This window comes from Brevibacillus sp. FSL K6-2834, assembly GCF_038592925.1.
In the GTDB taxonomy this organism is placed as follows: Bacteria; Bacillota; Bacilli; order Brevibacillales; family Brevibacillaceae; genus Brevibacillus; species Brevibacillus borstelensis.
The window spans coordinates 742,812-769,732 of record NZ_CP151945.1; the positions used below are offsets into that span (position 1 = coordinate 742,812).

Below are 26,921 nucleotides of genomic sequence, written 5' to 3' on the forward strand. Positions count from 1 at the left end.
GTCGGCTTCTCCCATGATCAAAACGGAGGAGGAATATTGCATGAACATGAACGGTCAAACGGTGATTTTTCCATGGGATGAACCGATGGGTATCGAAGCGGCAGCATTGGTTGATGAAGGAACAATACCAGTGGATCTTCCGGAAGAAAACAAAGAAGAAAATCACAACCAGGCTCAACAATTGGCGGCTGAGATTCTTCATTTGGAAGCGATATTGAAAGCCAAGAAGGAAGAGCTGAAGCAGTATGTTGAGCAAAACGGAAAAGTCGTAGTGGGAGACACCCAATTTGATTTTGTCCCGTCGTATTCGTGGGAAGGGAATTGGGAAGCTCTTGCCCGACATATCCGGGAAAAAGGGTTGAATCCGTTTGATTTCTTCAAGCTGGGATCAACGGAGGCAACGAAGCTCATGAAAAAGACGGGATGGGACGAAGAGCAGATGAAAGAACACGGTGTCTTTCGTGTCATGTCCGGTAAGCAATTCCGCTCCTCCAAAGTGAAATAACAATAGGATGAAGTCAAGAGCTTTCATCCGTGTACCAAGGGAAGAAATATCCAAAAGTGTAGTTGTCATTGTAAACGGCAAAGGACTAAAAAGCCAGTAACTCTTAGAAGAGCTGCTGGCTTTTTCATTTTTCCAAACCGAAAGGGTGGCTTTCATGGAAAAAGACAAACAGCAGCGGGAAGGAATCGATATTTCATCCTTCGCGCAAGAAATGGGGATCAAGATCCCGGTATTCGTATCTCCTGATCTATGGAGGACTTATATCGAACCGGAAGAGGCGATTTCCGTTGGCCAAACCAAGAATGGAAGAATCTGGGACATGTTGGTGAAGCTGAAGGATTACATCATGGGTCGCGTATTGGTTGATTCCGAGACGATTCACTTTTCTGTTCATTTCGTGATCAACGGAAATTTGACCATGGTTTCCCTCAAGACCACCTTTCCCAGAGACGCAATAGGAAAAACGGCCATCTTTATCATGCTTCCGGATGAAGAGATAAAGGAGATTGCCATTAGTTAAACCAGTTTGGCTAGGATATTGACCACTCCAATTATCAAGCAACTTTCGCCTACCACCGTGGCGGTAAACGTGTGGCTCAAACTTGGGCCACACGGCCCGGTTTGAGTAGGGAGGGTAACGTGAAACAAATGGACATGTTTCAGTATGAATGCTTCGCAACGGATTTTGTCCAAAAAGCCAAGGAAAGCGTATCGTTCTACGGGACGAAGGAAGCGAATCTGAACGATCTGTTGACCATCATTATCGGAAACGAAGCGAATGATAAAATCATTCAGAAGCTAACTGGCAACGGGATTCAACAACTCTCTCTGATGTCTGCCCATGAAATCATGGAGCTTGTGCCCATCAGTGAAATGGCAGCACAGCGGATCGTCGCCTCCTTTGGATTGGCACACAAATATGTAACCAGCCCAAGAGAGAAAAGGATTTCCATTCGTCTCCCGCGTGATGTAGCGGAACTAATGATGCCTGAAATGAGGTACTTGACACAGGAACATTTTATATGTCTGTTTCTGAATACAAAAAATCGTGTAATCGGTAAGCAGACAATCTTTATCGGAAGTTTGGATGCATCGGTTGTCCATCCCCGAGAGGTTTTTAAAGAGGCGATCAAGAGGAGCGCAGCAAATGTGATTTGTCTGCACAATCATCCGAGTGGTGATCCCACGCCCAGTCGAGAAGACATAAAAGTAACAAAAAACCTAATGGAAGCAGGAGAAGTTGTTGGCATCCCATTACTGGATCACGTCATTATTGGGGATGACAGATACATGAGTTTAAAGGAACAGAGGTACATATAGTACCTTGAGGTCACGATTTGTACAAATCAGTACCTTCCACAGGGGGAAAAACGTGTGGCTCGAACGATGGGGCCACATGGCCCCGGTTCGAGGAAGGAGAAAATATGAAGAAAATTGTGATCAAGGATTCAGAACGCTTAATTGCTGATCTTTCGAAAGCGTACCGGGCCGTTGCAAAACAGACGACGATTCCGATTCTAACCGGTTTTCATCTCCAATTCACGGGAGAATCTTTGACCATTACCGGCTCGGATACGGATAACACCATCCAGATTACGGAAGAAAACAATTGCTCATCATCTAACCCGTGCGCGATCGTCGTACCGGCTCGAATATTCCTGGACATTGTGCGTAAGCTGCCAGCTGGTGAAATCCAGCTGAAAATAGGAGCAAATGAGATCTCCATCTCTGCAGGGAAATCAACTTTTGAGATTAAGACAATGGAAACGGAGGAGTACCCTTCTTTTCCCTTTGACGATACTGGCGTTTGGGTTGAGGTCCAAGCATCGGATTTGGCAAACGGGTTACGTTTGGAGTACGCGTGCGCGGTATCGACTACGCGTCCCACTCTGCAGGGAATCCATATTTTTGGCAAGGAAAAGGCAGTAACGTTCGTTGCAACGGATGCTCATAGGCTGGGGTCGTGGACCGTTCAGTTGGAACAAGAGATCTCGTTACCCAAGATGATTCTACCAGCGAGAGCTGCTGAGGAGATGATCAAGCTGATTGAGAATGCGACCGATAAGGTCACCATCCACTGCACAGAAAACTCGTTACGATTGTCTCACCAAAACGTGACATATGTGTCACGACTGATTTCGGGTACCTATCCGGATACATCCAGGGTAATCCCGACCAATTTTTCCACCACATTTGTGGCAAATCGGGATGAGTTAGTCAAGGTGCTGGAGCGGGTGAGTATCGTCTCCAAGGAAGGAAAGACCAATATGTGTCGCTTGCAGGTGATCCCATCCGCAATGCCTTCTTTGCTCATTTCGGCCAGCCAGGAGGGAATGGGAAAAGTACAGGAGGAAGTGTTTATCTCGGATCTCGAAGGCGAAATGTTTGAGATGAAGTTCAGCACGAAATATCTCCTGGATGCGTTGCGCCATATGAATGTGAAGGAAGTTATGTTTCATGCATCTGGAGTCAATGCACCGCTCATTATACGGCCGACAGGTAATGAACCAGGGTTTGCCCTGATACTACCTGTACGGTCGGTATAACGCACAAAGCAGAAGGGGATTTCTTAGTCCCCTTCTGTGCTTTTGAAAGGATGTATGGAATGAGGAAGAAAAGATTCTCGACCCACGTATTTTTAGAGCAGCTTCAGAAGCGCAACATGCAATCCAAAATGCATCGAAAGCAAACTCCTGGAATGTTTCGCATCATCGAATACCTGTACGCAGGCGTCGATGCGTCCAAAGTCGATTTTGACAGCTTTACACTGGACGAATTGGAATACGTCTACAATGAAGCCCACGCTTTGTATTCGATGGAAGACATCTATGATGAAGAGATCGAGCGGGTCAATTGGTATAACGTGATCTATGAATATGTCAGGAGTACACAAAACATATACACACTCCTTCATTCCAGGAAGAAGCAGTATGCAGGAAAAGACGACTTTATTTAGTTTGGAAAGGAGAATCCCACATGTTTAGTGCTGAAGATTGCCATATCATCCAATGCTCTTTGGATAATTTGCTTGCCCTCAAACTCTTGCATGATGCGGGTTACAGAGTATCCGACATGGGGCACTGGGGAACGGATTACGCCTATGAGAACGTCGGAGGCGATATCTTTTTTATGGCAATGGAGCGGCTGTTTGGTGCCTGCGCGGAGGAACAAGATGAAGAAGGGGCATATGACATCAGGAAGTTCGTTATCCTTTGTCCAGACGTCGAAGAACTTCTTGGAATGTTTACAAAGGAATGGGTTGAACGACAGCTTACCTGGAACAAGAGGGTTATCTGCGACTGGACCGGGGCTGAGATGATGATTGAACTGACAAAAGTAGGTTTCCTTATAGAGATCCACGAAAGTCCGTTCTTTTTCAATCAGTTCGTCCAAGAGCTCATCCAGATCAGGAAGTCAATCGATAAGTTGTTGGTGTATACCCAATATCTGAAAGGAAACAGAGGTGCGAGGTATGCTGCATTTTACCGTGAGGTTCAGTGATGACTTTACGCAGCACACACCGTATTGTACTGTCTGCGTAACCTCATCAGAGGGTGTCCAGATTGACGAATATGTAATGAGTTTTGATGATTTTGTCGAGTCCATCCGGAATTCTGAATCGGAGCTTTTAAAGCCAATGAGAATTCTTGGGGTTCAGAAACGGAAAAGGCTGCGGAAAATCATCGGAAAGAAACGGATCAAAAACCCGGCGAGACGTATGGAGACCCCTACGTTACCTCCCAACTGCGTCAAACATATCTGGATTGATCGGGTGCAGAAGATTCAGATGGTGTTTATCGAGGTGCCGAAAGGAAAATGGGACATTGCCTATTATAACACCGCTTTTGAACAAGTAGGATTCCCGCGGATGTTGTTTGGATACCGAATTCAGGATGGTCGAATTCATCACCATAACCCGTGCTAGACATTGAAAAAACGCAGATGTTCCTTTATCGTGGGAGTTGTCGAGACAACCACTGAAAAGGAGGAAATCTGCGTTGTGCCTTGATTTTAGCACAGACTTTATCAGACTTCCATCATTCCATCTCACACATTGGGAAAAAACAAAGGAAACGGATTGGATCGCTGTTCTGGAACCGCATTCTGCCTGTCATCTTTGTCCGATCTGCCTCGGAGCCAGTACCAACCATGCACGTCCTGGACGGCGTATTCTTCGTCATCGTTTCGTTCCTTCTTGGGGGACCGTCTGGGTATCCGTTCCCGTGTATCGCCAGCGCTGTGCTAGTTGTGTGCTTACATGGACAGTGGAATGGAACGGTATCCCGCCTCGAGGATCCGTCACCTCTGCTTTTCAAGAGATGGCGGTGGATATGTGCCACAGTCGGGATTTGCTCTCGGTTGCCAAGCAATTGAGTGTGGCCTACTCGACACTCGAACGCTGGTACTACCAACTGGCCCCCCAACGCCTTGCTCAACCAAAAGAACATGAAGCTCCTGAAGTGGTCTGTCTGGATGAGTTTGCTCTGCAAAAAGGACATAAGTATGGCGTGAACCTCATGGATGCTCAAACCGGTCATATCTGGCAAGTCACAGAAGGACGTTCACGTGAACAAGTACGAAACGCGCTGCAGCAATGGCCTTTTCGTAAGGTTCCCCAGGTAGTTGTCACGGATTTGGCTCCAGGAATGGCTGAAACCGTACGCCAGGTCTGGAAGCATACCCTTGTGGTAGCAGATAAATTTCACGTGATCCAGCTTTTCTCTAAAGCGTTGGAAGCTACCCGAAAACGCACTCATGCTCGTGGAACACATCGTCGGGGCAGACATGAGCAACGCCTGCTCCATACGATCCCTGACAAGCTGAAGCCCGAAGAGCTTCAGGAACTGAAGATTTGGTTAGCAGAAGATCCACATCTGGAACGACTCTACTTTGCGCTTCAAGACATAAGAACCGTGTATGCCGTTGAAACCCAAGAGGCAGGGAAGGAAGCGCTTCAGAAATGGATTGTCGACCATCTCTATTCTCCGACTCCTGCGGTTCGTTCCATTGCCAAAACGATTGTCCAGTGGCAAGAGCCCATTCAGCATTATTTTTCCTTTCGGGTAACGAATGCCAAGATTGAAGGGACACACAACAAAGTGAAGGTAATCAAACGAAGAGCCTACGGCTACCGCAATCTAGAGAGATTCAAGATTCGCATTAGACTGGAGTGTAAACCGGCTACATAACTACGAAAAACTGCGATAGAGGAAGATCAAGCACGTTTAATGGTGAAGAGCTAAAAAACTCTTGATTTCCCCAGAACAGGCAGCCGCGAATTACCTGAAGGTACATCCGCTTGAATTGCGGTTAATCAATCAGGTGTATGTATATCGTCCGCAAATGGGGCGGGGAGATCAATTTGTTGATGCGATTACTGGACAGGTGATAACTCCGTAAGGGAACGATAAATAGGAGCGACTACTCTCTTAACGATCAAGGAATAGTCGTTTTTTCCTTTCTCCTTTCCATAAAACATCCCCGCCCTTACCAGCTACCAACAGCGCGCCTTTCAGGTCCAAAGTCATCCAGAAACCCAAGCGAAATGCCCAGACTGCACAAGGCACTATCACTACCAAAAGTCAATCCAAATACAAAATGATATAATAAATGCGACTATTCATAATAAAGACTATTTCGATCAGATTTACAAATGCATAAACGAAGCCAATTAGAAATGAACGAGCTAGAAAAAACAATAATGCCCGCAACACTCTCTTACGAAACAGTATGATCTTGTGAAGCTCGCCTAATCAACGAATCAGGAAAGGTATCTTATCTACTTCTAGGAAGGTTAGGCCGAGAGGAGGATCGAAAATGGGGATCACGGTGCAGGAGATGCTGCGGTTGGACGCGCTGCAAAGTTTACGTGTTATCGCCGGTTTCGATGGTTTGGACAGGATCATCAATCAGGTAAATGTTTTGGAAATGCCCATAACCGAAGTGGAGCATTTGGTTTTGGGAGGCGAGCTTGTGCTGACCACCTTTCACAGCTTGAAAGATGATCTGGAGGCACAAGTGAATACGATTAAAAAGCTTGCTGAAAACGGGGCAGCAGCTTTGGGGATTCATCCGATGATTGCTGACAAGATCATGCAGAAGGCGATCGTGGAGGCAGCGAATATTTCTGGCCTTCCTGTCATTTTGTTGCCTCCTGCGATGCCTTATGCTACGGTTTTTTCTGCCGTGTTGGGGACGATCCTGAATCGGCAATCACAGTTGTTGAAACAATCGGAAGAGATTAACCGGGAGATGACCCGTGTCATACTGTATGGCGGTGATGTGAATGCGATTGCCAAGACGTTGACCGGATTAATCAAGCAGCCGGTAATGATTACCGACGATATGTTCGAAATTTTGGCTTTAGGGTCAAAAGAAGCGGCAGAACATTCGTTTTTAAAAAAGTGTTTGCTTATGACAGAAATGTCGGAGCGGATTCAGTTTGATAAAGCTGGAAACTGGACACACGATTCTGCGATGGAGATGGTGTTTCACTCCAGCTTGTTTGAGATAGAGGGGCAGTCTGTACGGCTGATCGTTATGCCTGCAGGAGTAATAAGCGATCCTCTGGGGTACATTTTTACCTTAGAGATGGGGGCTCCCTTACAAGAGCTTGATTTCATTGCTATCTCGCACGCTTCTACTGCGGTCGCTCTGGAGATTGCCAAGCAGCGGGCGATTACCGAAGCGAAAAGGCGAATGCGAAGTGACTTTTTGACGGAAATGTTCGAAGGGAAATATGTTAGAGAAGAGGATTTGTACGAGAGAGCGAGAGCGGTCGGGCTCAATCTGGTGAAAAAACATATGGTGCTGGTCATGCGTTTTGACTTCAGCGATGGTCTTGAAAAAGAGATGGGTAAATTGGAAAGCCGCATCCACGCGGCGGTCCGGTCAACAATCAATCAGCATGCTCCCAAATGCAATTTTGTGGTAAAGGGGGACATGTTGGTCATTTTCATTCATTTTGACAGGCAATTTGACAAGCAACATTCGCAACAAGAGGCGAAAAATCTTGCGGTCCTCTTAAAAGATGCTATCGAAGCGGGAAGCGGCAAAGCCCGCGCATCTGCTGGGATCGGCGGTTTTTATCCGTCGCCGTTGAATTTGGACCAAAGCTACAGGGAAGCGCTGCAAGCTCTTGAGCTCGGCTGCAAAATGTTTGGGACAGGCAGTATTACAGTAGTGAATGAGCTGGGGGTATTCGGGATTCTGGGGGAAATATCCGGCAAGTTGTTAGACCGGTTTACAACGGGGCTTCTCGATCAGCTCTATCAATATGATGCCAAAAATCAAACGGATCTCGTAAAGACGGTGGAAGCGTATCTGGATGAAAAGGAAATCTTTACAGATGTCGCAAAGCGGTTGTTCGTACATCCCAATACGGTCAAATACCGGATTGAAAAAGCGAAGGAGATTCTCGGGTTTGATCCATTTAAAAAGCCTGAGGAAAGATTGAATTTCCATCTGGCGCTGAAGGCCAGGAAGCTATTGCCATAAAAGAAGCGCAAAACAGCTCGTTTTGTCTGCGATAGACAAAGAAACGGGCTGTTTTTTGTTTGTTTGAAATATTAAGATTATTATTTTTGTGTGAAATAATGTGAACAGAAACAAGCAGTATGACTGAAAGCTATGCAGGAGAGGGGGCTGTGGGCTGCATGATGGACACACAAGATTGGGAAAAACCAAAACCGATGAGGGGGCATTCACATGGATAAAAGAATTTTGTGGATCAATCCGGTCACTACTGATTTGTTCGACACCATTTTCAAGAGCGAGTTTGACAGGATCAAGCAGGCGGGGACGATTGTGGATGTGGTTTCCTTGACCCTGGGGCCTGGACCGACTCATCTGGAGTACAACTGCTACGAAGTGATGCTGATGCCCGAAATCCTCCGCGTGATTAAAAGAGCCGAAGAAGAAGGCTACGATGCGGCAATTATCGGCTGCTTCTATGATCCTGTCTTGAGGGCGGCTCGAGAGATTTCGAAAAAAATGGTCGTTACGGCTCCGGCTGAAGCCAGCTTGCATATTGCGTCGACATTGGGAGAGAGTATCTCGATCATTGTCGGGCGGCGCAAGTGGATACCCGAGATGAGAGAAAACGTCCATAAATATGGCTTTGCCGACAAATTGGCTTCTTTCAAGTCACTCGATATGGGCGTGCACGATTTTCAGAAAGATCATCAGGTGACCATGCAGCGAATGCGTGAGGCAGCGCGAGAGGCTGTCGAGAAGGATGGAGCCAATGTGCTTGTGCTGGGATGCACTATTGAATTTGGCTTTTATCGGGAAATTCAGGAGGAGCTGGGTGTTCCGGTTATTGATGCAAGCCTTGCACCTTTTAAATACGCCGAATTTTTGATAGAGCTCAACCAAAAATTCGGTTGGAGCCACAGCAAGCTGGATGGCTACCAATCGCCGCCTGATGAAGAAGTGGCCTGCTGGAAGCTGTTTTAAAAAACGAGTTAGCGGCTGTGAGAAGAGATAAGGGGGGCCATTATGAGAGCAGAAAGCGGAGTGGAGGTACTGCAAAAGCGATCAGTACCCGTTGGAGCGCTGTTTGAAAACATGCCGGTTACCAGTCAGCATTGGCAAGCGGGATTGGTGCTTTTTTTCTCCTTTGTGATTGAATCGTGGGAAATGATGATTGTCATTCTGGCAAGCGCTTCAATTGGCGGCGAGTTTCAACTGGACGGCACTCAAATCGGATCGCTCATCGGCTCCATTTATCTTGGGATGATCCCGGGATGCCTGCTATGGGGAAAGCTCGTTGATAAAATCGGCCGCAAGCAATCAATGATTTTCAGTTTTGGGCTTTATGGAATCATTTCGCTTATTAGCGCATTCTCACTCACCTACGAAATGCTTTGGTGGACCCGCTTCTTGTCCGGTGTGGCGCTCTCTGGGGTTTTGGTGGCAACGTTCCCCTACTTCGAGGAGCTGCTCCCCATGAAGGTGCGTGGGAAGGCCGCGGTGTATCTGGCTTCTGGATGGCCTGTGGGCTATTTGCTTGCCATTGGCACGACCTACCTCTTTATGGAGCTTGGCTGGCGCTGGATTATTGGCGTCAGCTCGCTTACGGGTTTGTGGTTCCTGGCAATCGCGGCGTTTGTGCCTGAGTCGCCGTACTGGTTGGCCGGAAAAGGTCGCCATTCGGAGGCGAAGGAGGTTATTGACAAACTTTCCAAAGGCACGATGCAAAGAGAGATTAACAGCGTCGAGCTTGCTGTGGAGAATGTGAAAACAGGTTCTTTCCTGGAGATTTTTAGAGGGCAATTCCGGCGTTCGACAATTTTGCAGCTCCTCATCAACTTTAGTTTTTCCTGGGGATATTGGGGACTGTCCTCCTGGATGCCGGCACTTTTGGCGAAAAAAGGATTGAGTGCGCCGGAAGGAATGGGCTTTATGGCAATATCTGCCCTCTTCATGTTTCCCGGTTACATGGTCTCCTCGTATTTGACGGGCAAATATGGACGCAAAAAGGTAATGGCGCTGTTCGTCTTTTTTGCAGCGGTCAGCGGGTTTGGCTTTGCCAACGCAAATACCTTGCAGGAAATGTATATCTGGAATTTTGCCCTTTCGTTCTTCAGTTTGGGGGCGTGGGGAGTATGGGATACATGGATGGCTGAGCTGTATCCGACAGAGGTCCGCGGTGTCAGCTATTCTGTAGGGATGACCGGCCAACGGGTAGCCAACGCGATTGCGCCAAGTGTAATCGGAGCTATGCTGGCGATCAACAGCAGCTTTTTGACTACGGTTTCCTTTATCTCCGCTTTTCTTGTCGTTACATTTGTGGCTTCGCTTTTCCTGAAGGAAACGGAAGGCGAGATTTTGCATTAATGCTGTAACAGTCCATTACTCCTAGAAGGGTGGTTCCTATGCGTGTAGCTACAGATATTGGAGGAACGTTTACTGACCTGGTGTACCTAGATGAGAACGGTAAAATCGGTACCGCTAAAAGCGATACAACACCGCCCCATTTTGAGCAAGGGGTTATCCAAGTGATTCAAAAGGCTGGGATTGATCCTTTGGAAATCGCGACTTTTATCCACGGAACGACGGTAATTATCAACGCATTGACGGAGCGCAAGGGAGTAAAGACCGGGTTAATCACGACAAAAGGGTTCCGCGATGTGCTGGAAATCGCCCGAGGCAACCGTCCCGATTTGTTCAATGTTCGCTATCAGAAGCCGACCCCGTTTGTCGCGCGCTTTCTGAGGAAGGAGGTCAGCGAGCGGATCAACTATAAGGGGGAAGTCATGACCGAATTGGCGGTGGAAGAGGTGAAGGCCACTGTCGAGCAACTGCGGGCGGAGGGAGTCGAGGCTATTGCGGTGTCATTTCTGCATGCCTACGCCAACCCCATTCATGAAAAGCTGGCGGTGGAAGCGATCAGGGAAATTTGGCCGGAGGTAGCAGTGACGGCTTCCCATGAGGTGACCAAGGAATGGCGCGAGTACGAGCGGACCAGTACGGCAGTGCTGAACTCTTATGTCAAGCCGATTGCCAAGTCCTACATCGACAAATTGAGTAACCATCTTCACGACATCGGGCTTGATGGCAATAAATATATCATGCAGTCCAACTCTGGCACGACTACTTTTGAGCAGTCAAAAGAAACGCCGATCAACATGGTCGAGTCGGGGCCAGTAGCCGGGATTTTTGGCTCAGCCATCTTGGGGCAAATTCTTGGGGAAGAAAACATCATTGCTTTTGATATCGGAGGAACGACGGCCAAATGCTCCCTGATCGACAAGGGGGAAGTAAAGGTTACGACGGAATACCGGATTGAGAAAGATGAACGAAATGCTGGATATCCGATTAAAGTACCCGTGGTCGACATCGTGGAGATCGGGAATGGCGGAGGTTCCATTGCCTGGATCGACGGTGCCGGCTCATTAAAGGTGGGGCCACAGTCGGCCGGGGCGTTGCCAGGGCCGGTCGCCTATGGACGTGGCGGTGAAAGTCCGACTACAACCGATGCCAATTTGGTTACAGGGCGGTTATCGCCTGCCAATTTTCAAAACGAGGTAAATATGGAAGCGGTCAAGCAAGCGATCCACGAAAAGATCGCAAAACACTTCGGCATCTCCGTGGAAGAGGCGGCGCTGGGAATTATCCGCATCGCCAACTCCAACATGCTGAATGCGTTGAAGCTCATTTCCATCCGCAAGGGTTACGACCCGCGAGAGTTTTCCCTGGTTGCATTCGGAGGGGGAGGACCGATGCATGCGCTGGCATTGGCCAAGGAATTGGGTGTGAAAAAAGTTATCATCCCGATTGCGTCTTCGGTCTTCTCCGCATGGGGCATGCTGATGACTGACTTGCGACATGACTACATCCAGACTTATATTCGCCGAATGAACGGACTGAATCAGGAAGAACTGAATCGTGAATGGAACCAACTGGAAAAAGAAGCGATTGACCAATACGAGCGCGAAGGAATTGCAGCGGATCAGGTACTGTTTGTACGATATGCGGACATCCGTTACGTCGGACAGGAGCATGCTGTCAAGGTTCCCGTGCCAAATGGACTGATGGATGCAAAAGCGATTGAGGAAGTGATTGATCGTTTCCATGACCTGCACGAGCAGCATTACACGTTCAAACTAGAGCATGCACCGACGGAGATTGTAAACCTCCATCTAACGGCGTTCGGCACAGTGCAAAAACCACGGATAGCCAGTCTGGGAAGACAAGGGGACAATAGCGAGGAAGCGCGCAAGGAAGTGCGTCCGGTTCTGTTCGAAGAGTATGGATGGATTGACACGACAGTCTACGATCGCGAGCTACTGAATGCCGGAAGCGCGGTGAAGGGTCCGGCAATTGTCGAGGAAACCTCTTCTTCAACGGTCATTTATCCTGGACAGCATCTCATTGTTGATGAATATGGCAATCTAATCATTACTACGGGGGTGTAGTCAGATGAGTGAGACAACGTTGAAACATGACCAGTTTACGCTTGAGATTGTGAAAGATTCCCTGATCGCCATTGGGGAAGAAATGTTTCATACATTGGCGCGCACGTCGATGAGTCCGATTATTTACGAGGTGCTCGACTTCGCCAGCGGCTTGACAGATGCAAAAGGTCAACTTCTGACTCAAGGCAACGGTGTAACCGGATTTATCGGGATGCTGACCTTTATGGTGAAGGAAACCTTGAAAAAGTTTTCCGCCAATGGGGAGCTAAAGCCGGGGGATATCATCATCATTAATGATCCTTACGGTGGAGGAGGTTCCCACTTGTCTGATGTAGGTCTTTTGCTGCCAATCTTTTACGAGGGCGAGCTGATTGCCTTCTCGGCCAATAAGGCCCACTGGACCGAAGTAGGCGGAAAAGACCCGGGTTCCTGGACGACCGACTCTACGGAGATTTTCCAGGAAGGTTTGCAATTTCCTTGCGTCAAGCTATTTGAAGAAGGCAAGCTGAATCAGCCGTTGGTTGATATCATTGCAGCAAATGTCCGTTTCCCTGATCTCTCGCTTGGCGATATGTGGGCGCAGGTTGCAGCATTGCGAACAGGGGAGAAGCGCTTTCGCGAATTGTGCGATAAGCATGGAAAAGCGGTAGTGAAGGATGCCATTGACCATTTGTTAAGACATGGCGAACAGTTGGCAGTAAAGGAAATTGCCAAGCTGCCGAAGGGCACGTATGAAGCCATAGATTTTATTGATGATGACGGAGTTGGAAACGGTCCATTCAAGGTACAGGTGAAGGTCACCATTACCGATGACGAGTTTATTTGTGATTTCCGCGGTAGTCATCCGCAGGTGTTGGGGCCAGTCAATTGCTCCTATACCGCCTTGGTTTCCGCCGTTCGCGTTATTTTCCTTGCGGTGACGAACCCGTGTCAGGATGTAAACGATGGCGTTTTCCGCCCGCTCCACATTCTTGTAGATGACCGCTCCATTTTCTCTGCGGAACGCCCGGCAGCCGTATCAACCTACTGGGAAACCATGATGTATGGAGCGGATCTCGTCTGGAAGGCACTTGCACCGGTCGTTCCCCATCGGTTGAATGCGGGGCATCTGCTTTCGGTGTGCGGGGTGGTGCTATCCGGCATCCATCCGGATACGCACGAACCGTTCCTTGTGGTTGAACCTTCAGTCGGAGGATGGGGGGCAGGAGACGGACTGGACGGGATGGCCGGACAGTTTTGCATCGGCGATGGGGAAACGTACAACGTGCCGGTCGAAGTAGCCGAGACACGTTATGGCATCATGGTCGAGGAGTACAGCCTGCGTACGGATGGTGCTGGTGCCGGTAAATATCGCGGCGGCTCAGGAGCTATCCGTTCGTACCGCGCGATGTCTGATGGTCAGACGATCACGGCAACCTTTGGCCGTCACAAATATTTGCCATGGGGCTTTAACGGGGGGCATGACGGCTCCCGCAATGAATTTGAGATCGTCAAAGCAAATGGCGAAGTGGCTGGTCCATTTGGCAAATATGCACGCTTTCCGCTTAATAAAGGAGATGTCGTGCGCCTTGTTACCGCAACAGGTGGAGGATATGGCAATCCGCTGGAACGTCCGATAGAGAAGGTCGTCCTAGATGCCAAAAATGGCTATATTTCCGTAGAACAAGCAAGAGACTTGTACGGAGTAGAGCTGGACAAGGCAACGTATCGTGTAGAAGGGGTGACACCACAGCGTCAGTCTTTTGAACAGGAGGAACAGCAATGCTCATTGTAAATGCCAATGCGATTCAGCCGGAAGATCGTCCAGGTGTAACCCTGAAAACCTTGTTTACCGAAAACCAGGTAGAGAACGGAAAAGCTACTTTTGGTGTCGTCGTCGTTCCGCCTGGTGCGCGTATTCCTTTAAGCGGTTTGGGGAGTCATGAGCAGGACGAGTATTCAATCGTCGTAAAAGGAACGATTCTTGCCGGTACTAAAGAGCGAGAATATCGTATGTCAGCAAATGATGCGTCTCTTATTCCTGCTGGTGAGGCCCACTGGGCATACAACGACGGGAGCGAAGAATGCGAAATCGTCTGGGTGCTTGTAAAGCGATAGGCGAAATAGCGGCATAAATACGGAGAGCACGAAAAAAGAACCTGCTAGAATTGGCGATCTCAATGTCACCGTGAATAGAGCATAGGCTCATATAGGCTCATGCGCTCGGATAGGGCAGAGCAACATACCTTGAATCTACGGACAGGCTGTCGACTTTCTCGACAGCCTGTCCGCTTGGTTTAGCGGTGTTTTTGCATGCGGATAATAGTTTTTGGATAAGTTGTTTCGTTTCTTTTTTACAATAACAAATTCGCGGAACATCCGTTGCACGAACTGTTTTCGGGCGATGTCAGCACAAATAAGACTACAGATAGAGTGGAGGGCCTCTTTACCGAGATTACATTGCTGCATAAACACATCGTCGATTCCGATCTTTGGGGCGATCTGTCATCCCTCGTGTGTCGATTTATCCAATTTCATTTTGCTAAAGTGCCATTTACATAAGTTAATTGGGGAGACGTGGGAGCTTCAGCTTTGTCGCAACAGCGCCGACCCAAGACAGGATTGAACCAAAAAACACCGCGCCATTCTCAGGAAGCTGCTTTTCTGCGCCGAGGTCGGTAGCGTGGTAGATTGAAAGGTGCAGGTGATAGGCCAATCAGCTACCGTTGGCCCATCACTACCTCAACCGACAAGCCATCAGCTTTTCAGCCGAGCAACCCCGCAACCCAACCTATCCCACCCGCCTTCAACGCACCAACTCCCTCGTCGACCTCCTGACAACCAGCTCCGGCCGAAGCTGGATTTTTTGTTTGTTGCGCTGCATCCCTTTGATTTCCTCCAGCAGCAGGTTAATAGAGAGACGCCCCATGTCTTGAATGGATTGCGCCATGGTCGTCAATGGCGGGTTGGACATGGCGCTGAGCACAGTGTTGTCGAAGCCGATGACGGACAGGTCATCCGGAATAGACAGCCCCAGCTCCATAGCTGCGTGGATGACGCCGAGCGCCAGAATGTCGTTTCCGGCGAAAATAGCAGTCGGGCGCTGGGGGGCGGAAAGAATCTCCAGCGAAATTTGCTTGCTCTCCTCGATTGTGGCATTCGGAGAGCTGAAAAAGGTCAAGGTTTTCTCGTATTTCACCTCAAATTCCTCGAGCGCGTGCTTGTAGCCGCGCAGCCGTTCTTTCCCCAGCAGCAGCTCCCCCAGTTGAATCGTACCGATCCGGCGGTGCCCAAGCTCCAGCAAATGCTTCGTGGCCTCGTAGCCGCCGATAAAATCGTCGACCGAGACGCTGTCGATCGGCAGCGGTGTCGTCAGTTCTTTGTTCACAATTACAGTAGGAATTTGCTTGTCGAGCAACTCTTTAATAAACGACTCGTCCTGCGAGCCGGAAATGATGATGATTCCATCGACCTTTTTGTCGATCAAAAAAGCGCTGTGCTTGAGTTCATTCGCTTTTTGGAAGTCCGTGCTGCAAATCAGGATGCTGTAGCCTAATTCGCGGCCACAGTCTTCGATGCTTCGGGCAAATTCAGCGAAGAACGGGTTCGCCAAGTCCGGAATCAACAAGCCGATCGAGTGGGAGAGCTTCCCGCGCGGCGCGGAAGCCACCGTCTTGGGCTGGTAGTTCAACTGCTCCATCACGCGCAGCACCTTTTCTTTGGTCTTGTCGCCAATTTTCCCGGTATTATTGATGACTTTCGATACGGTAGCAGTCGATACTCCCGCTTCTTTTGCCACATCGTATATCGTCGGTTTCATGCATGTACCCCCAATTTTTAAGCAAATAAGCGGACAGATGATCCATCCCCAGCGGAAACGCCGTGTTTTGCGCTGGCGCAACACGTGTTTGCCGGATGGCTTCGGGTGTTTGCGGGCGAGCGGATTGTTTTTTCAGGTGATAAGCCCAGCCCAACGCCGCCCCGCGAAAAACTGCGTGAGCCACAACCGCTCTATGTAAACTATACCATAGCGAAGAGGGAAACTTAAAGGTAAAACAGCGAAATTTAAGGTAACAAAATCAAGTTTGTTACCTTAACTAAACTCACGAAAAAATTATTCAGAAAATTAATTAACTTTCTTGTTGAATTGATAAAACAGAGGGTTTATACTGAGTTACAAATGGAACAGCCCACTTTTTACAGTGCGCTACCAAACAAAACGCGAGGAAACAAAAGGGGGTAACGAAAAGCGGTTAACTAAATGAAGTGTTTTGTTTCTTTCGTTTGTTACCTTGCTGCTTTACCAGCGCACGCCGCGAAGCCATACCCGTACGCATCTGGGAAACTACGTGTTCAACTCGCGCATGTGCAAAAGCGGTGTTCAATTGCCATTTTAGGAAAGGGGTTCGAGTGTCGTGGATCGGAAAGTGCGATGTGCCGTTTTGGGGTTGGGGAGATTGGGCAAAATTCATGCCGAAAATATTGCAGGGAAGATAAAAGGAGCGCAGCTCGTAGCTGTCTCCGATGTGATGCCGGGCGTAGCGGAAACATTCGCCCGGGAGCATGAGGTGAAATACTGGTCCACAGAGCCGGATGCGATCATAGCGCGCGATGACATTGACGCCATCATCGTTGTGACGCCAACCAGCACGCATGCCGAGCTGGCTCGGAAGGTGGCCCGGTCGGGAAAAGCGCTGTTTTTGGAAAAGCCGATTTCGACAGACATTCAGGTCGCGAGAAGAACGGCGAGCGTGATTGAGGAAGCAGGGATTACGTGCCAGCTTGGGTTTATGCGGCGGTTTGATCCGGCTTACGCGCATGCCAGAGACAGAATTGCGGCAGGAGATATCGGGACGCCGCTCTATTTCAAAGGCGTTACGCGGGACCCATTTGTCGCGCATGAAGAGTACGTGGCGACATGCGGCGGCATTTTTACCGATTTGAACATCCACGACTTTGATATCGCCCGCTTTTTGATGGGCCAGGAGATCGTGGAAGTGAATGCGATGGGATCGGTCCTGGCTTCGCCGATCGTGGCCAAGTATGACGATGTGGACCAGGCGTTAACGTATTTGCGGTTTGCCGATGGGGCCGCAGGCGATGTGGAAGGGTACCGAAATGCCAAATACGGCTACGACATTCGCGCGGAAGTGATCGGGACGGAAGGGACATTGGTCATCGCCGGCTTGCGCAATCATAACGTGACGCTTCTCGGGCCGAATCAGGGCAGCTTTGACATTATTCCGTTTTTTATGGAACGGTTTGAGACCGCTTACTTGCGCGAGCTGGAGCATTTTATCGAGTGCTTGCACCGCGATGCCAAGCCTGCTGTCGGCATCAAAGACGGATTGATCGCGCAGGAAATCGCCCATGCGGCCAAAACCTCTTGCCAAACCGAACAAAAAGTGCGCGTAAATGTGCACGGACTGAGAAACGAGCATTTTTCTTCATAAATGGAGGGATTATTATGACGAAATTGAATATCGGAATGTTTTTGATGCCGCAGCATCCGCCGGAGCGATCTTTGTACGATGCGACCCAGTGGGATCTGGAAATGATTGAATATGCCGACAAATTGGGGTATAGCGAAGTGTGGATCGGGGAGCATTTTACCGCGCCGTGGGAGCCGATTCCATCCCCGGATTTAATCATCGCGCAGGCGCTGTTGCGGACAAAGCAAATCAAGCTGGCGCCCGGTGCCCATTTGCTGCCCTATCATCATCCGGTGGAGTTGGCGCATCGCGTCGCCTATCTCGACCATCTCGCCCAAGGCCGCTTGATGCTCGGGATCGGGGCAGGCGGAACCCAAACAGACTGGGAGCTGTTTGCTGTCGACGGAAAAATAAACCGGGAAATGATGATGGAAGCGTGGGAGCTGATGCAGAGATTGTGGTCAGACGAGGAGTCCTTTTCGTTCCGGGGGAAATTTTACAGCGCCAACCAGCCAAAGGCGCGGCATGACGGGATTCTCGGACCGCATATCAAGCCGTTCCAAAAGCCGCATCCGCCTATCGGGATTACAGGGTTCAGCGCGGGTTCAGCCACATTGAAAATGGCGGGCGAACGCGGATTTATCCCGATGAGTCTCGGCTGGAACAGCGAGTATATCAAATCGCACTGGAATGCGGTGGAAGAAGGGGCGCGCTCTGTAGGGAAAGAAGCGGACAGAAGCAGTTGGCGCATCACGCAAGACGTCTTTGTCGCGAAAACGGATGAAGAAGCAATGGCCGGAGCGTTGGGAGGCATGATGGGTCGATTCTTTGACGAGTCATGGCTGCCGCTGTTTAAAAAGCAGGGCGACATCAAAAACTTGAAGCCCGATCCGGCGCTTGCCGACGAAGAGGTAACTGCCGAATTAATGGCCAAAACCGACTGGCTGGTAGGATCGCCGGAAACGGTCGCGAAAAAGCTGCAAAAGCTGTATGACACGGTCGGCGGTTTCGGGACTTTGCTGATTACGGGCTACGACTACAGCGAATCGCCGGAAATATGGAAAGAGTCCATGCGCTTGCTGGTCGAGGAAGTTTTGCCTCGCCTGCATGTAAAGCCGCAGACGGTGTAGCCGAAAAGCGAGCTGCGCTGTTTGCAGCTAAGCAGAAGGGAGGGGCTTATTATGAAGCTGTTGGGAATTTCCGGGACGGTCACAGGCAGGAAAACAGCGGCTGTCGTCCAGGAGGTTTTGCGTCACGTAAAAAAGCAGGACGACAGCATAGAGGTGGAATTGCTGGATTTAAGCGAGTACCAGGTGCAGTTTTGTGATGGCCGGGACCCTGGGACCTATACGGGCGACACCAAAAAAGTGATCGAGCTGGTAACGGCTGCGGATTGTTATGTCATCGGAACACCGATTTTCCAAGGTTCGCTCACCGGAGCGCTGAAAAATTTGTTTGACCTGATTCCCGTCTCTGCCCTGCGCCATAAAGTGATGGGGTTTGTCGCGACAGGCGGAACGTACCAGCATTACCTGGTCATTGAAAATCAACTGAAGCCGATTGCCGGTTATTTTCGCGCATTCACGGCTCCAGGCTACGTCTATGCGCATGCTTGACCATTTCAATGCGAATAACGAAGTAGTCGCTCCGGACGTCTTGGAGCGAATCGCCCTTTTGGCGCAGGAGATCGTGTTCATGCAAAAGGCGCTCAAAGGAAACTGAGCGAGCGGAAAAGGACGATGCAGCGTGTGGGGGTTCTGGCAAAGCGAGTCCGTGCTTCGGGTAGGTGTGCTTGGAACGCCGCGGCTACAAACCGCGGCCACAAACCGCAACAAAGACAATTGGAGCGACCAATACGCTACGGAAAGAGGGGAAGAAGATAGAGCAGCCCCTTTGTACTTTGCACGGCCAGGTGGTGAGCGGCAAGCAAGTAGGCAGAACGCTCGGCTTCCCGACCGCGAATCTGTCTCTGCTTCCCCCGCATCCCAGGCTGGAGCAGGGCGTGTACGGGGTGACGCTTTTGTGGAACGGACAGACGCATGCGGGCGTGATGAATGTCGGCCGCAGACCTACTTTTCACGATGGAGTGCAAATCAGCCATGAAGTGCATTTGTTTGAGTGGGACGGAGACCTTTACGGAGCGTGTGTATACGTGGACGTACATTTCTACGTCAGGCCGGAAATGGCCTTTTTCGATCTCACTCAGTTGCAAAAGCAGATCGAGCGCGACGTAAACAGCGTGAAGGCAGCGTTTCGGCTGTCCGGGCAAAAAGGGCGGACAAGCAGAGCGGAACAGGAGGCGATGATCGGCTTGTGACAGCAGCGAGCATTGTGCATTTGCCGGACTTGACGTTTGCGCAGCATCTGCAACGGGAATTTGGCATCAATCGCGGCGTTTTCAATACGATGGATGCGTGGTTTTACGAGCACGGGTACGTGGAGATCACGCAAAGAAGGAAGCTGTTGATCGAGTTTCTCCGCATCGCTCGCGAGCAGAACAGGCAGGGGAGACGGATGCGATTTGGTCACGGCGGTCTGGCTGCCAAAATGAATGATTTTCTCATGCAAAACAACGCGCATCAACGGTTCAGCTAACATCCTCGACGGGGGCCTCGTGCCTCCGTTTTTTTGTTTTGCAGGGCAGCAGCATAGTGTGGCTCCAAATGAAGGGCCAGGGCCAAGACCACGGCCAAGACCAAGACCAAGACCAAGACCAAGACCAAGACCAAGACCAAGACCAAGACCAAGACCAAGACCAAGACCAAGACCAAGACCAAGACCAAGACCAAGACCAAGACCAAGACCAAGACTTGTGCCCTTTGGAGACAAACTCTTCGCTCATGACTTGACTCCGCGCCAGCGCTCCAATGGACTCATGAAATCCAGAGAAAGCCCAGACGCAAGCCTCCCCCTCCCTCGAAGAAACCGCTTAACCTGCTTTCGTTAAAATACTCACATTTTTTCGATAAATACATTTACACCGGAATTGATCGTAAACTATAATACTAGGGTAACCGCTTAATCTAGCGTCAATTCGCTATTTTTTATGAATGCTGTCCGCAGCGGGGACGCCGGAAGCGCGAAAAAGATTTCCTTGTTATTCGATGCGATTAGTAATGAACACGGGTGTATAAACGCCACAATCCAACAACAATGCAAGCGATTGCGAAAGGAGAAACGTATGACGAAATTGTACAAAATTGCCGTCATCCCGGGAGACGGGATTGGCCCTGAAGTGATCCAGGAAGGGGTAAAGGTGCTGGAAAAGGTCGTAGAGCTGACAAATGTTCGATTCGATTTTCATTACTTTCCGTGGGGCTGCGAGTATTACCTCCAGCACGGAAGGATGATGGCAGAGGATGGCATCGAGCAGTTGCGGCAGTTTGACGCCATTTACCTGGGCGCAGTCGGCTTTCCCGGCGTTCCCGACCACATATCGCTCTGGGATTTGCTCTTGAAGATTCGCAAGGAGTTTGACCAGTACGTGAACATTCGCCCGATCACGCTGTTGGATGGAGCGCCGTGCCCGCTGAAAAACACGGGGAAGGAACAGGTCGATATGCTGTTCATCCGCGAAAACAGCGAGGGCGAATATGCGGGAGCGGGGGACTGGCTGTTCAAGGGAAAAGACAACGAGACCGTGCTGCAAACGAGCGTTTTCTCGCGCAAAGGGACGGAGCGGATCATTCGCTACGCGTTTGAAACGGCGCGCAAAACGGGCAAATCGCTGACCAGCATCAGCAAAGGGAACGCCCTGAACTACTCCATGGTGTTTTGGGACCAGGTGTTTGCGGAGGTGGCGAGCGAATACCCGGATGTCCCGACGCACTCGTATCTCGTAGATGCAGCCAGCATGCTGATGATTAAGCAGCCGGAACGATTCCAGGTAGTCGTTACCTCCAACCTGTTCGGGGATATTTTAACCGATTTGGGGGCAGCGCTCGCCGGAGGCTTGGGCTTTGCCGCTGGAGCGAATATCAATCCGGAGCGGACGCATCCTTCCATGTTCGAACCGATTCACGGCTCAGCGCCTGACATTGCGGGAAAAGGGATCGCGAATCCGTTGGCGGCGATCTGGTCGGCCAGTCAGATGCTGGAGTTTTTCGGCTATGAAGAGCTGGCAGGCAGCGTCTTGAAGGCGATCGAGCAGGTGATGGTCGAGGGCGCAGTACTGACGCCCGACATGGGCGGAAAAGCTTCGACCTCCGAGGTTGGCGATCGGGTAGTCGAGGTTTTGGCGAGCATGCACGCGGCAGCCAAGGCACAGGCGTAAAAGCAGGAGCTGCAACGAACAATAAAACGAGCAAGCGACAAAATACCATTTTTTACTATAGGAGGATTCAGATGCCACTCGTATCCATGACAGCGATGCTGAACAAGGCAGTACAAGAAAAGTATGCAGTCGGACAGTTCAACATTAACAATCTGGAGTTTACGCAAGCGATTTTGCAGGCGGCAGAGGAGGAACAATCTCCGGTTATTTTGGGAGTCAGTGAAGGCGCGGCTCGCTACATGGGCGGCTTCAAGCTGATTGTCGGCCTGGTGAAGTCGTTGATCGAGGAGTACAAGATCACGGTTGACGTCGCCATTCATCTCGACCACGGCTCTTCCTTCGAAAAGTGCGTGGAAGCGATTCATGCCGGGTTTACTTCCGTCATGATCGACGGCTCGCACCATCCGCTGGAGGAGAACATCGCGATTACGAAAAAGGTCGTCGAGGTCGCTCATGTGCTCGGAGTATCCGTAGAGGCGGAACTCGGGCGAATCGGCGGGCAGGAAGACGATCTCGTGGTCGATGACGCCGAAGCGATGTACGCCATTCCGGCCGAGTGCGACAGGCTGGCGAAGGAAACAGGAGTGGACTGCCTGGCCCCGGCGCTCGGGTCTGTGCACGGACCGTACAAAGGGGAGCCGAAGCTCGGCTTTGACCGTATGGAGGAAGTGCAAAAGCTGACCGGATTGCCGCTGGTGCTGCACGGAGGGACGGGCATCCCTACCCAGCATATTCGGCGAGCGATTTCTTTGGGCACAGCGAAAATCAACGTCAACACGGAAAACCAGATCGCCTCGGCAGCCGCCGTTCGCAAAGTGCTGGCCGAAAACCCGAACGTCTACGATCCGCGCAAATATTTGGGCCCTGCCCGAGAGGCGATCAAAGACGCGGTGAAAGGAAAGATGAGAGAGTTTGGCTCCTCGGGAAAAGCGTAGACGGCCGCTTTTTGGCACAAACATGTTTCAAGACCGATTTTTCTTTACAAAGAGAGGGTAGAGATGAAGCCGACCATTTACGATGTAGCAAAGAAAGCGGGGGTGTCGATTGCTACTGTCTCGAAAGTCATCAACAATACCGGCCGAATCAGCGAGAAAACGAAAAATAAAGTATGGAAGGTCATTGGCAGCCTGAACTATCAGCAAAATGTGATCGCTACTGCACTGACCGGGAAGCATACGTACACCATCGGACTTTTGATTCCGGATTTGTCGAACCTGTTTTTCGCCGAGCTGGCGCGCAGCATCGAAGACCGCGGGAATGAGCTAGGGTACAACCTGGTCATTTGCAGCACGGACTACAACCCCGACAAAGAAGCGAAGTATATCGAGCTGTTGAAGCGAAAAAATGTAGACGGGTTCATTTTGGCCTCGGGCTTCGAGAACACCTTGGAGGTGGAAAAGCTGATCGCGGAAAAGTATCCGGTCGCCATCGTCGCTCGCGACGTCCCAGCCTTCAATGTGAACGCGGTGTGCATTGACGATTTTCAGGGCGGGTACGATGCGGCCTCCTACCTGATCGAGCTGGGCCATCAAAAAATCGCGATTATCGCCCGCGACGTCTGGAGCAACCGGGAAAGAATCCGCGGCTTTCGCAAAGCGCTGGAAGATCATGGCGGGATTCGCGAGTACGCTTTCAGCCAGTTTACGCTGGAGTCGAACGTCCCGTGGGGCAAAAAAATCGCGCTCGATTATTTGAACTCCCCCGACCCGCCGACTGCCTTTTTTGCCTGTAACGACCTGCTGGCAATCGGGGCAATCGAGGCGATCCGTGAGAAAAAGCTGCGCGTCCCGGAGGATATCTCGGTCGTAGGTTTTGACAATACGGTAATTGCGACGATCATTGATCCGCAGTTGACGACGATTGCCCAGCCGATTCAGAACATGGGGCGCGAAGTGATGGACCTGATCGTGGCCGAGATCAAAGGGGAAAAGCAATACAAAAGCAGAATCGTGCTGAATACGAAACGCATCGTCCGCGACTCGACCACGCGGCTGAAAAAAGAGAGAAGTATAAGCAAGCAAAAGTCAAACGCCTAGCGGTTTTCTGCTACGCGTTTTTTTATTGGCGGCGGCCCAACCAGAAGCCGTGACGCGGTCGGGGATGCCCCGTGTCCCCTCTGTGCTTGCGCGAGCGCGGATATGGGTTATTGCTTCGCGATTATTTGTTCTTTACAATAAATATAAGCTTAAAGCGCTTAATCACTTGGAATGAAAACGAAGTTCATCCCGGACGTCAGATAGATCGCCATCACTATGATGGGAGGAAACTACAATGAAAAAAACCATTTATGATGTGGCAAGGGAAGCGAACGTGTCTATTGCAACCGTGTCCAAGGTCATCAACAACACGGGGCGGATCGGGGAAAAGACGCGCCAAAGAGTATTGCAGGTCATGAAGGAGCTGGATTACCAGCCGAGCCTCGTGGCTTCCGCCTTGACGGGCAAGTCGACGTACTCCATAGGCCTGTTGATTCCCGACCTGGCGAACCCGTTCTTTGCCGAGCTGGCGCGAAGTATCGAGGACCGGGGCCACGAGCTGGGCTACAGCATCGTCATGTGCAGCACGGACTATCGCCCGGAAAAGGAGTCGAAGTACATCTCGCTGCTTAAGCAAAAGAGCGTGGACGGGTTTATTCTTGCGTCCGGATTTCAAAATGATGCCGTGATCCGCGACTTGCTGAATCTGAAAATTCCGATCGCCGTACTGGCCCGCGACGTCTCCACTGTGTCCGTCGATACGGTAACCGTGGATGATTTCATCGGCGGCTACAACGCGACACAGCATTTGCTCGACCTGGGCCATCAGCAGATTGGCGCAATCCAGCTCGATCTGGAGGTCGGCCGGGAGCGCACGCGCGGTTACCGCCACGCCTTGCAGGAAAATGGTTTGGAATATGATGAAAAATACGTCCTTTTTGGTCCGTCGTCTGTAGAAGGCGGCAAACAGATGGGCTTGAAAATGCTGCAGGCTGCTGAACGGCCAACCGCCATTTTCGCAGGCAATGATTTGGTCGCGATTGGGATTATCCAGGCGGCGAGAGAGCTGGGGCTGTCGATTCCCGATGACGTCTCAGTAGTCGGCTACGACAACACGATTCTCGCTGCTATCTCCAATCCGCCGCTAACGACGGTCGCCCAGCCGTTTCACGATATGGGCCGGCAAGTGATGGACCTGTTGATCGAGGAAATCAAAGGGGAAAAGAAAGGGAAAAAGCGGGTAGTGATGCTGCCGGAACTGTGCGTGCGCGAATCGACCAAACGAATCAGAAAATGAAGCGAGAAAGCACCGGGGAACAGGGTGCTTTTTTTACGTCCGCCAAAGCAAAAGGAGCGAAAGAGCGCCCATTGTTTGTTCAAGCGAGCCGTGTTCAATGGTGCGGACGGAGGCAAAAGCGAGGATGCGCCTGTCCAGCGCATCCAAGCCGTCCAGCGCAACAGGCGGTTAATAGTCTAACAATTGCGTTGATTTGTGCATTTCAGAATTAATTCTTTACACACGCGCGGAGCATCCCCTATAATAGAGTTAGGGAAAACGCTTAACCAACATGAAGTGACATTTTGTGCGAAAAGGCGATGAGCAAGATGCAGGCACAGCAGCTCGAAGCAAAGGATCATATCGTATTTGTCTTCGTCACCTTTATGTACTGGGCTTCTCAATATTTGTACACGCCGATACTGTCGCCGTACCTGGAGTACAAGGGCGCCTCGTACATGCTGATCGGGGTTGTTTTGAGCAGCTACGGCGTGACCCAGCTTCTTTTGCGCTTGCCAATCGGCGTCCTGTCGGATTACAGGCAGGTCAGACGGCCGTTTATCTGGCTTGGCATGGTGACCAGCCTGTTTAGTTGCCTCGGCTTTGCTGTCACCGATCATGTCGGATGGGCGCTTTTTTCCAGGGCGGTCGCCGGGATTTCGGCCTCGGCCTGGGTTGTCTTTACGGTTTTGTATTCGAGCTATTTTACCGGGGCAAACGTTACAAAAGCGATGTCGACGATCCATTTTATTACCGTTTCCGCTCAATTGATGGGGATGGGGGTCAGCGGCTACCTGGTCAGCCGCTGGGGGTGGAATGCCCCGTTCTGGATCGGGGCAGGAGTGGCTTTCCTCGGCCTGGCGCTCTCCTTTTTGATTCGCGAGCCGAAGCCGGAAGCATCCCGGAAGCCGATCGAGCCAAAAGATTTGGCAAACGTGATGAAAGAGCCGATTTTGCTGAAGGTATCCATTTTGTCCATTATCGCCCACGGCATGCTGTTCATTACGATGTACGGCTTTACGCCGTTGCAGGCATTGAAGATCGGCGCAGACAAGGAGAGTCTTGGCTGGCTTGTCGTCGCGTTCATGCTGCCGCACGCTGTGGCCTCTATCGTGGCGGGGAGATATTTTGCCGTCCGCTTCGGACATTGGCCCACGCTCGCCATCGGGTTTGCGGGCAGCGCCGCTTTTACGGTCGTGATCCCGTATGCGGACACGATGCTCACGCTGTGCCTGACGCAAATCGGCAACGGCTTTACGCAGGGAATGGGTTTTCCGCTGTTTTTAGGAATGGCGATTCAGTACATAGAAAGTGAAAAGCGGGCAACCGCAATGGGCTTTTATCAAGCGATCTATTCGTTGGGCATTTTCTTGGGGCCTTTTCTTGCGGGCTGGCTAAATTCAGGCGGCGGATTGGCAACTGGCTTCATCTTCGCCAGTTTGTCTGGATTGTTGGCTGCAGGACTATCCATATATTGGAGCAAGGCAGAAAAAAGATCACTGACGACAGGCGTTTCTTTGGACAGGAAGTGACGGCCTGCCTTAACCGGAAGAGGAGAG

General features: G+C 50.6%; 24 protein-coding genes and 1 pseudogene. 24 read left to right on the top strand and 1 reads right to left on the bottom strand.

From position 1 onward, the window contains the following. The first annotated feature begins 40 nt into the window (after positions 1-40). The 14 genes from NST96_RS03955 to NST96_RS04020 all read left to right on the top strand — a co-directional run bounded on the left by NST96_RS03955 (position 41) and on the right by NST96_RS04020 (position 14,523). Positions 41-505: a hypothetical protein gene (locus NST96_RS03955; RefSeq protein ID WP_342405602.1), complete on the top strand. Its 465-nt coding sequence runs from the start codon at positions 41-43 to the stop codon at positions 503-505. A 154-nt stretch (positions 506-659) separates the two neighbouring features. Beyond that, a complete protein-coding gene (locus tag NST96_RS03960) occupies positions 660-1,025 on the top strand; it encodes a hypothetical protein (RefSeq protein ID WP_342405603.1) in 366 nt (121 codons plus the stop codon). A 134-nt stretch (positions 1,026-1,159) separates the two neighbouring features. After that, positions 1,160-1,825, top strand: a complete 666-nt coding sequence (gene radC, locus NST96_RS03965; protein WP_342406530.1) for a DNA repair protein RadC — start codon at positions 1,160-1,162, stop codon at positions 1,823-1,825. 104 nt (positions 1,826-1,929) lie between these two features. Further along, positions 1,930-3,051, top strand: coding sequence for a DNA polymerase III subunit beta (gene dnaN / locus NST96_RS03970; RefSeq protein ID WP_342405604.1), 1,122 nt, complete (start codon positions 1,930-1,932; stop codon positions 3,049-3,051). 59 nt (positions 3,052-3,110) lie between these two features. Further along, complete coding sequence (locus NST96_RS03975; RefSeq protein ID WP_342405605.1) at positions 3,111-3,461, top strand: hypothetical protein; 351 nt, start codon at positions 3,111-3,113, stop codon at positions 3,459-3,461. 20 nt (positions 3,462-3,481) lie between these two features. Next, positions 3,482-4,006 carry a hypothetical protein gene (locus tag NST96_RS03980; RefSeq protein ID WP_342405606.1) on the top strand — a complete coding sequence of 175 codons (525 nt, stop codon included), beginning with the start codon at positions 3,482-3,484 and terminating at the stop codon, positions 4,004-4,006. 136 nt (positions 4,007-4,142) lie between these two features. Further along, positions 4,143-4,430, top strand: coding sequence for a hypothetical protein (locus tag NST96_RS03985; RefSeq protein WP_342405607.1), 288 nt, complete (start codon positions 4,143-4,145; stop codon positions 4,428-4,430). Between the two features lie 73 nt (positions 4,431-4,503). After that, positions 4,504-5,694 (top strand): ISL3 family transposase, encoded by a 1,191-nt coding sequence (locus NST96_RS03990; protein WP_342405608.1) that lies wholly within the window; start codon positions 4,504-4,506, stop codon positions 5,692-5,694. A gap of 628 nt (positions 5,695-6,322) precedes the next feature. Then, a complete protein-coding gene (locus NST96_RS03995) occupies positions 6,323-8,002 on the top strand; it encodes a PucR family transcriptional regulator ligand-binding domain-containing protein (RefSeq protein WP_342405609.1) in 1,680 nt (559 codons plus the stop codon). 210 nt (positions 8,003-8,212) lie between these two features. Next, positions 8,213-8,962, top strand: a complete 750-nt coding sequence (locus NST96_RS04000; protein ID WP_025844071.1) for an aspartate/glutamate racemase family protein — start codon at positions 8,213-8,215, stop codon at positions 8,960-8,962. Positions 8,963-9,004: 42 nt separating this feature from the next. Continuing rightward, positions 9,005-10,345: an MFS transporter gene (locus tag NST96_RS04005; protein WP_310769307.1), complete on the top strand. Its 1,341-nt coding sequence runs from the start codon at positions 9,005-9,007 to the stop codon at positions 10,343-10,345. A 38-nt stretch (positions 10,346-10,383) separates the two neighbouring features. Beyond that, the gene (locus NST96_RS04010) at positions 10,384-12,426 is read left to right on the top strand and encodes a hydantoinase/oxoprolinase family protein (RefSeq protein WP_197187489.1); all 2,043 of its coding nucleotides are present in this window, start codon (positions 10,384-10,386) and stop codon (positions 12,424-12,426) included. 4 nt (positions 12,427-12,430) lie between these two features. Beyond that, positions 12,431-14,200 carry a hydantoinase B/oxoprolinase family protein gene (locus tag NST96_RS04015; RefSeq protein ID WP_310769312.1) on the top strand — a complete coding sequence of 590 codons (1,770 nt, stop codon included), beginning with the start codon at positions 12,431-12,433 and terminating at the stop codon, positions 14,198-14,200. After that, positions 14,188-14,523 carry a cupin domain-containing protein gene (locus NST96_RS04020; protein WP_007786494.1) on the top strand — a complete coding sequence of 112 codons (336 nt, stop codon included), beginning with the start codon at positions 14,188-14,190 and terminating at the stop codon, positions 14,521-14,523. Before NST96_RS04015 ends, NST96_RS04020 begins: the two co-directional genes overlap by 13 nt. 688 nt (positions 14,524-15,211) lie before the next feature. On the opposite strand, the gene NST96_RS04025 is transcribed toward NST96_RS04020, so the two are convergent. Continuing rightward, positions 15,212-16,225: a LacI family DNA-binding transcriptional regulator gene (locus NST96_RS04025; protein ID WP_007785944.1), complete on the bottom strand. Its 1,014-nt coding sequence runs from the start codon at positions 16,223-16,225 to the stop codon at positions 15,212-15,214. A gap of 595 nt (positions 16,226-16,820) precedes the next feature. On the opposite strand from NST96_RS04025, the gene iolG reads away from it, so the two are divergent. The 10 genes and pseudogenes from iolG (at position 16,821) to NST96_RS04075 (ending at position 26,894) form a co-directional block, all read left to right on the top strand. Then, complete coding sequence (iolG, locus tag NST96_RS04030) at positions 16,821-17,858, top strand: inositol 2-dehydrogenase (protein ID WP_283858331.1); 1,038 nt, start codon at positions 16,821-16,823, stop codon at positions 17,856-17,858. 14 nt (positions 17,859-17,872) lie between these two features. Next, a complete protein-coding gene (locus NST96_RS04035) occupies positions 17,873-18,967 on the top strand; it encodes an LLM class flavin-dependent oxidoreductase (RefSeq protein ID WP_007785949.1) in 1,095 nt (364 codons plus the stop codon). 51 nt (positions 18,968-19,018) lie between these two features. Next, positions 19,019-19,559 (top strand): annotated as a pseudogene (locus NST96_RS04040) (NAD(P)H-dependent oxidoreductase). A 178-nt stretch (positions 19,560-19,737) separates the two neighbouring features. After that, entirely contained in the window at positions 19,738-20,154 is a 417-nt protein-coding gene (locus tag NST96_RS04045) for a riboflavin kinase (protein ID WP_310769318.1), read from the top strand. After that, positions 20,151-20,432, top strand: a complete 282-nt coding sequence (locus NST96_RS04050) for a hypothetical protein (RefSeq protein ID WP_007785955.1) — start codon at positions 20,151-20,153, stop codon at positions 20,430-20,432. The genes NST96_RS04045 and NST96_RS04050 overlap by 4 nt, the downstream gene beginning before the upstream one ends. A gap of 586 nt (positions 20,433-21,018) precedes the next feature. After that, on the top strand, positions 21,019-22,110 hold the full coding sequence (locus tag NST96_RS04055; RefSeq protein WP_310769320.1) for a tartrate dehydrogenase: 1,092 nt from the start codon (positions 21,019-21,021) through the stop codon (positions 22,108-22,110). Between the two features lie 71 nt (positions 22,111-22,181). After that, positions 22,182-23,045, top strand: a complete 864-nt coding sequence (fba, locus tag NST96_RS04060) for a class II fructose-1,6-bisphosphate aldolase (RefSeq protein WP_007785959.1) — start codon at positions 22,182-22,184, stop codon at positions 23,043-23,045. A 63-nt stretch (positions 23,046-23,108) separates the two neighbouring features. Next, complete coding sequence (locus NST96_RS04065; protein ID WP_007785961.1) at positions 23,109-24,146, top strand: LacI family DNA-binding transcriptional regulator; 1,038 nt, start codon at positions 23,109-23,111, stop codon at positions 24,144-24,146. Positions 24,147-24,381: 235 nt separating this feature from the next. Beyond that, positions 24,382-25,383, top strand: a complete 1,002-nt coding sequence (locus NST96_RS04070) for a LacI family DNA-binding transcriptional regulator (protein ID WP_007785962.1) — start codon at positions 24,382-24,384, stop codon at positions 25,381-25,383. 308 nt (positions 25,384-25,691) lie between these two features. Then, positions 25,692-26,894, top strand: a complete 1,203-nt coding sequence (locus NST96_RS04075) for an MFS transporter (protein ID WP_342405610.1) — start codon at positions 25,692-25,694, stop codon at positions 26,892-26,894. Positions 26,895-26,921 lie beyond the last annotated feature (27 nt).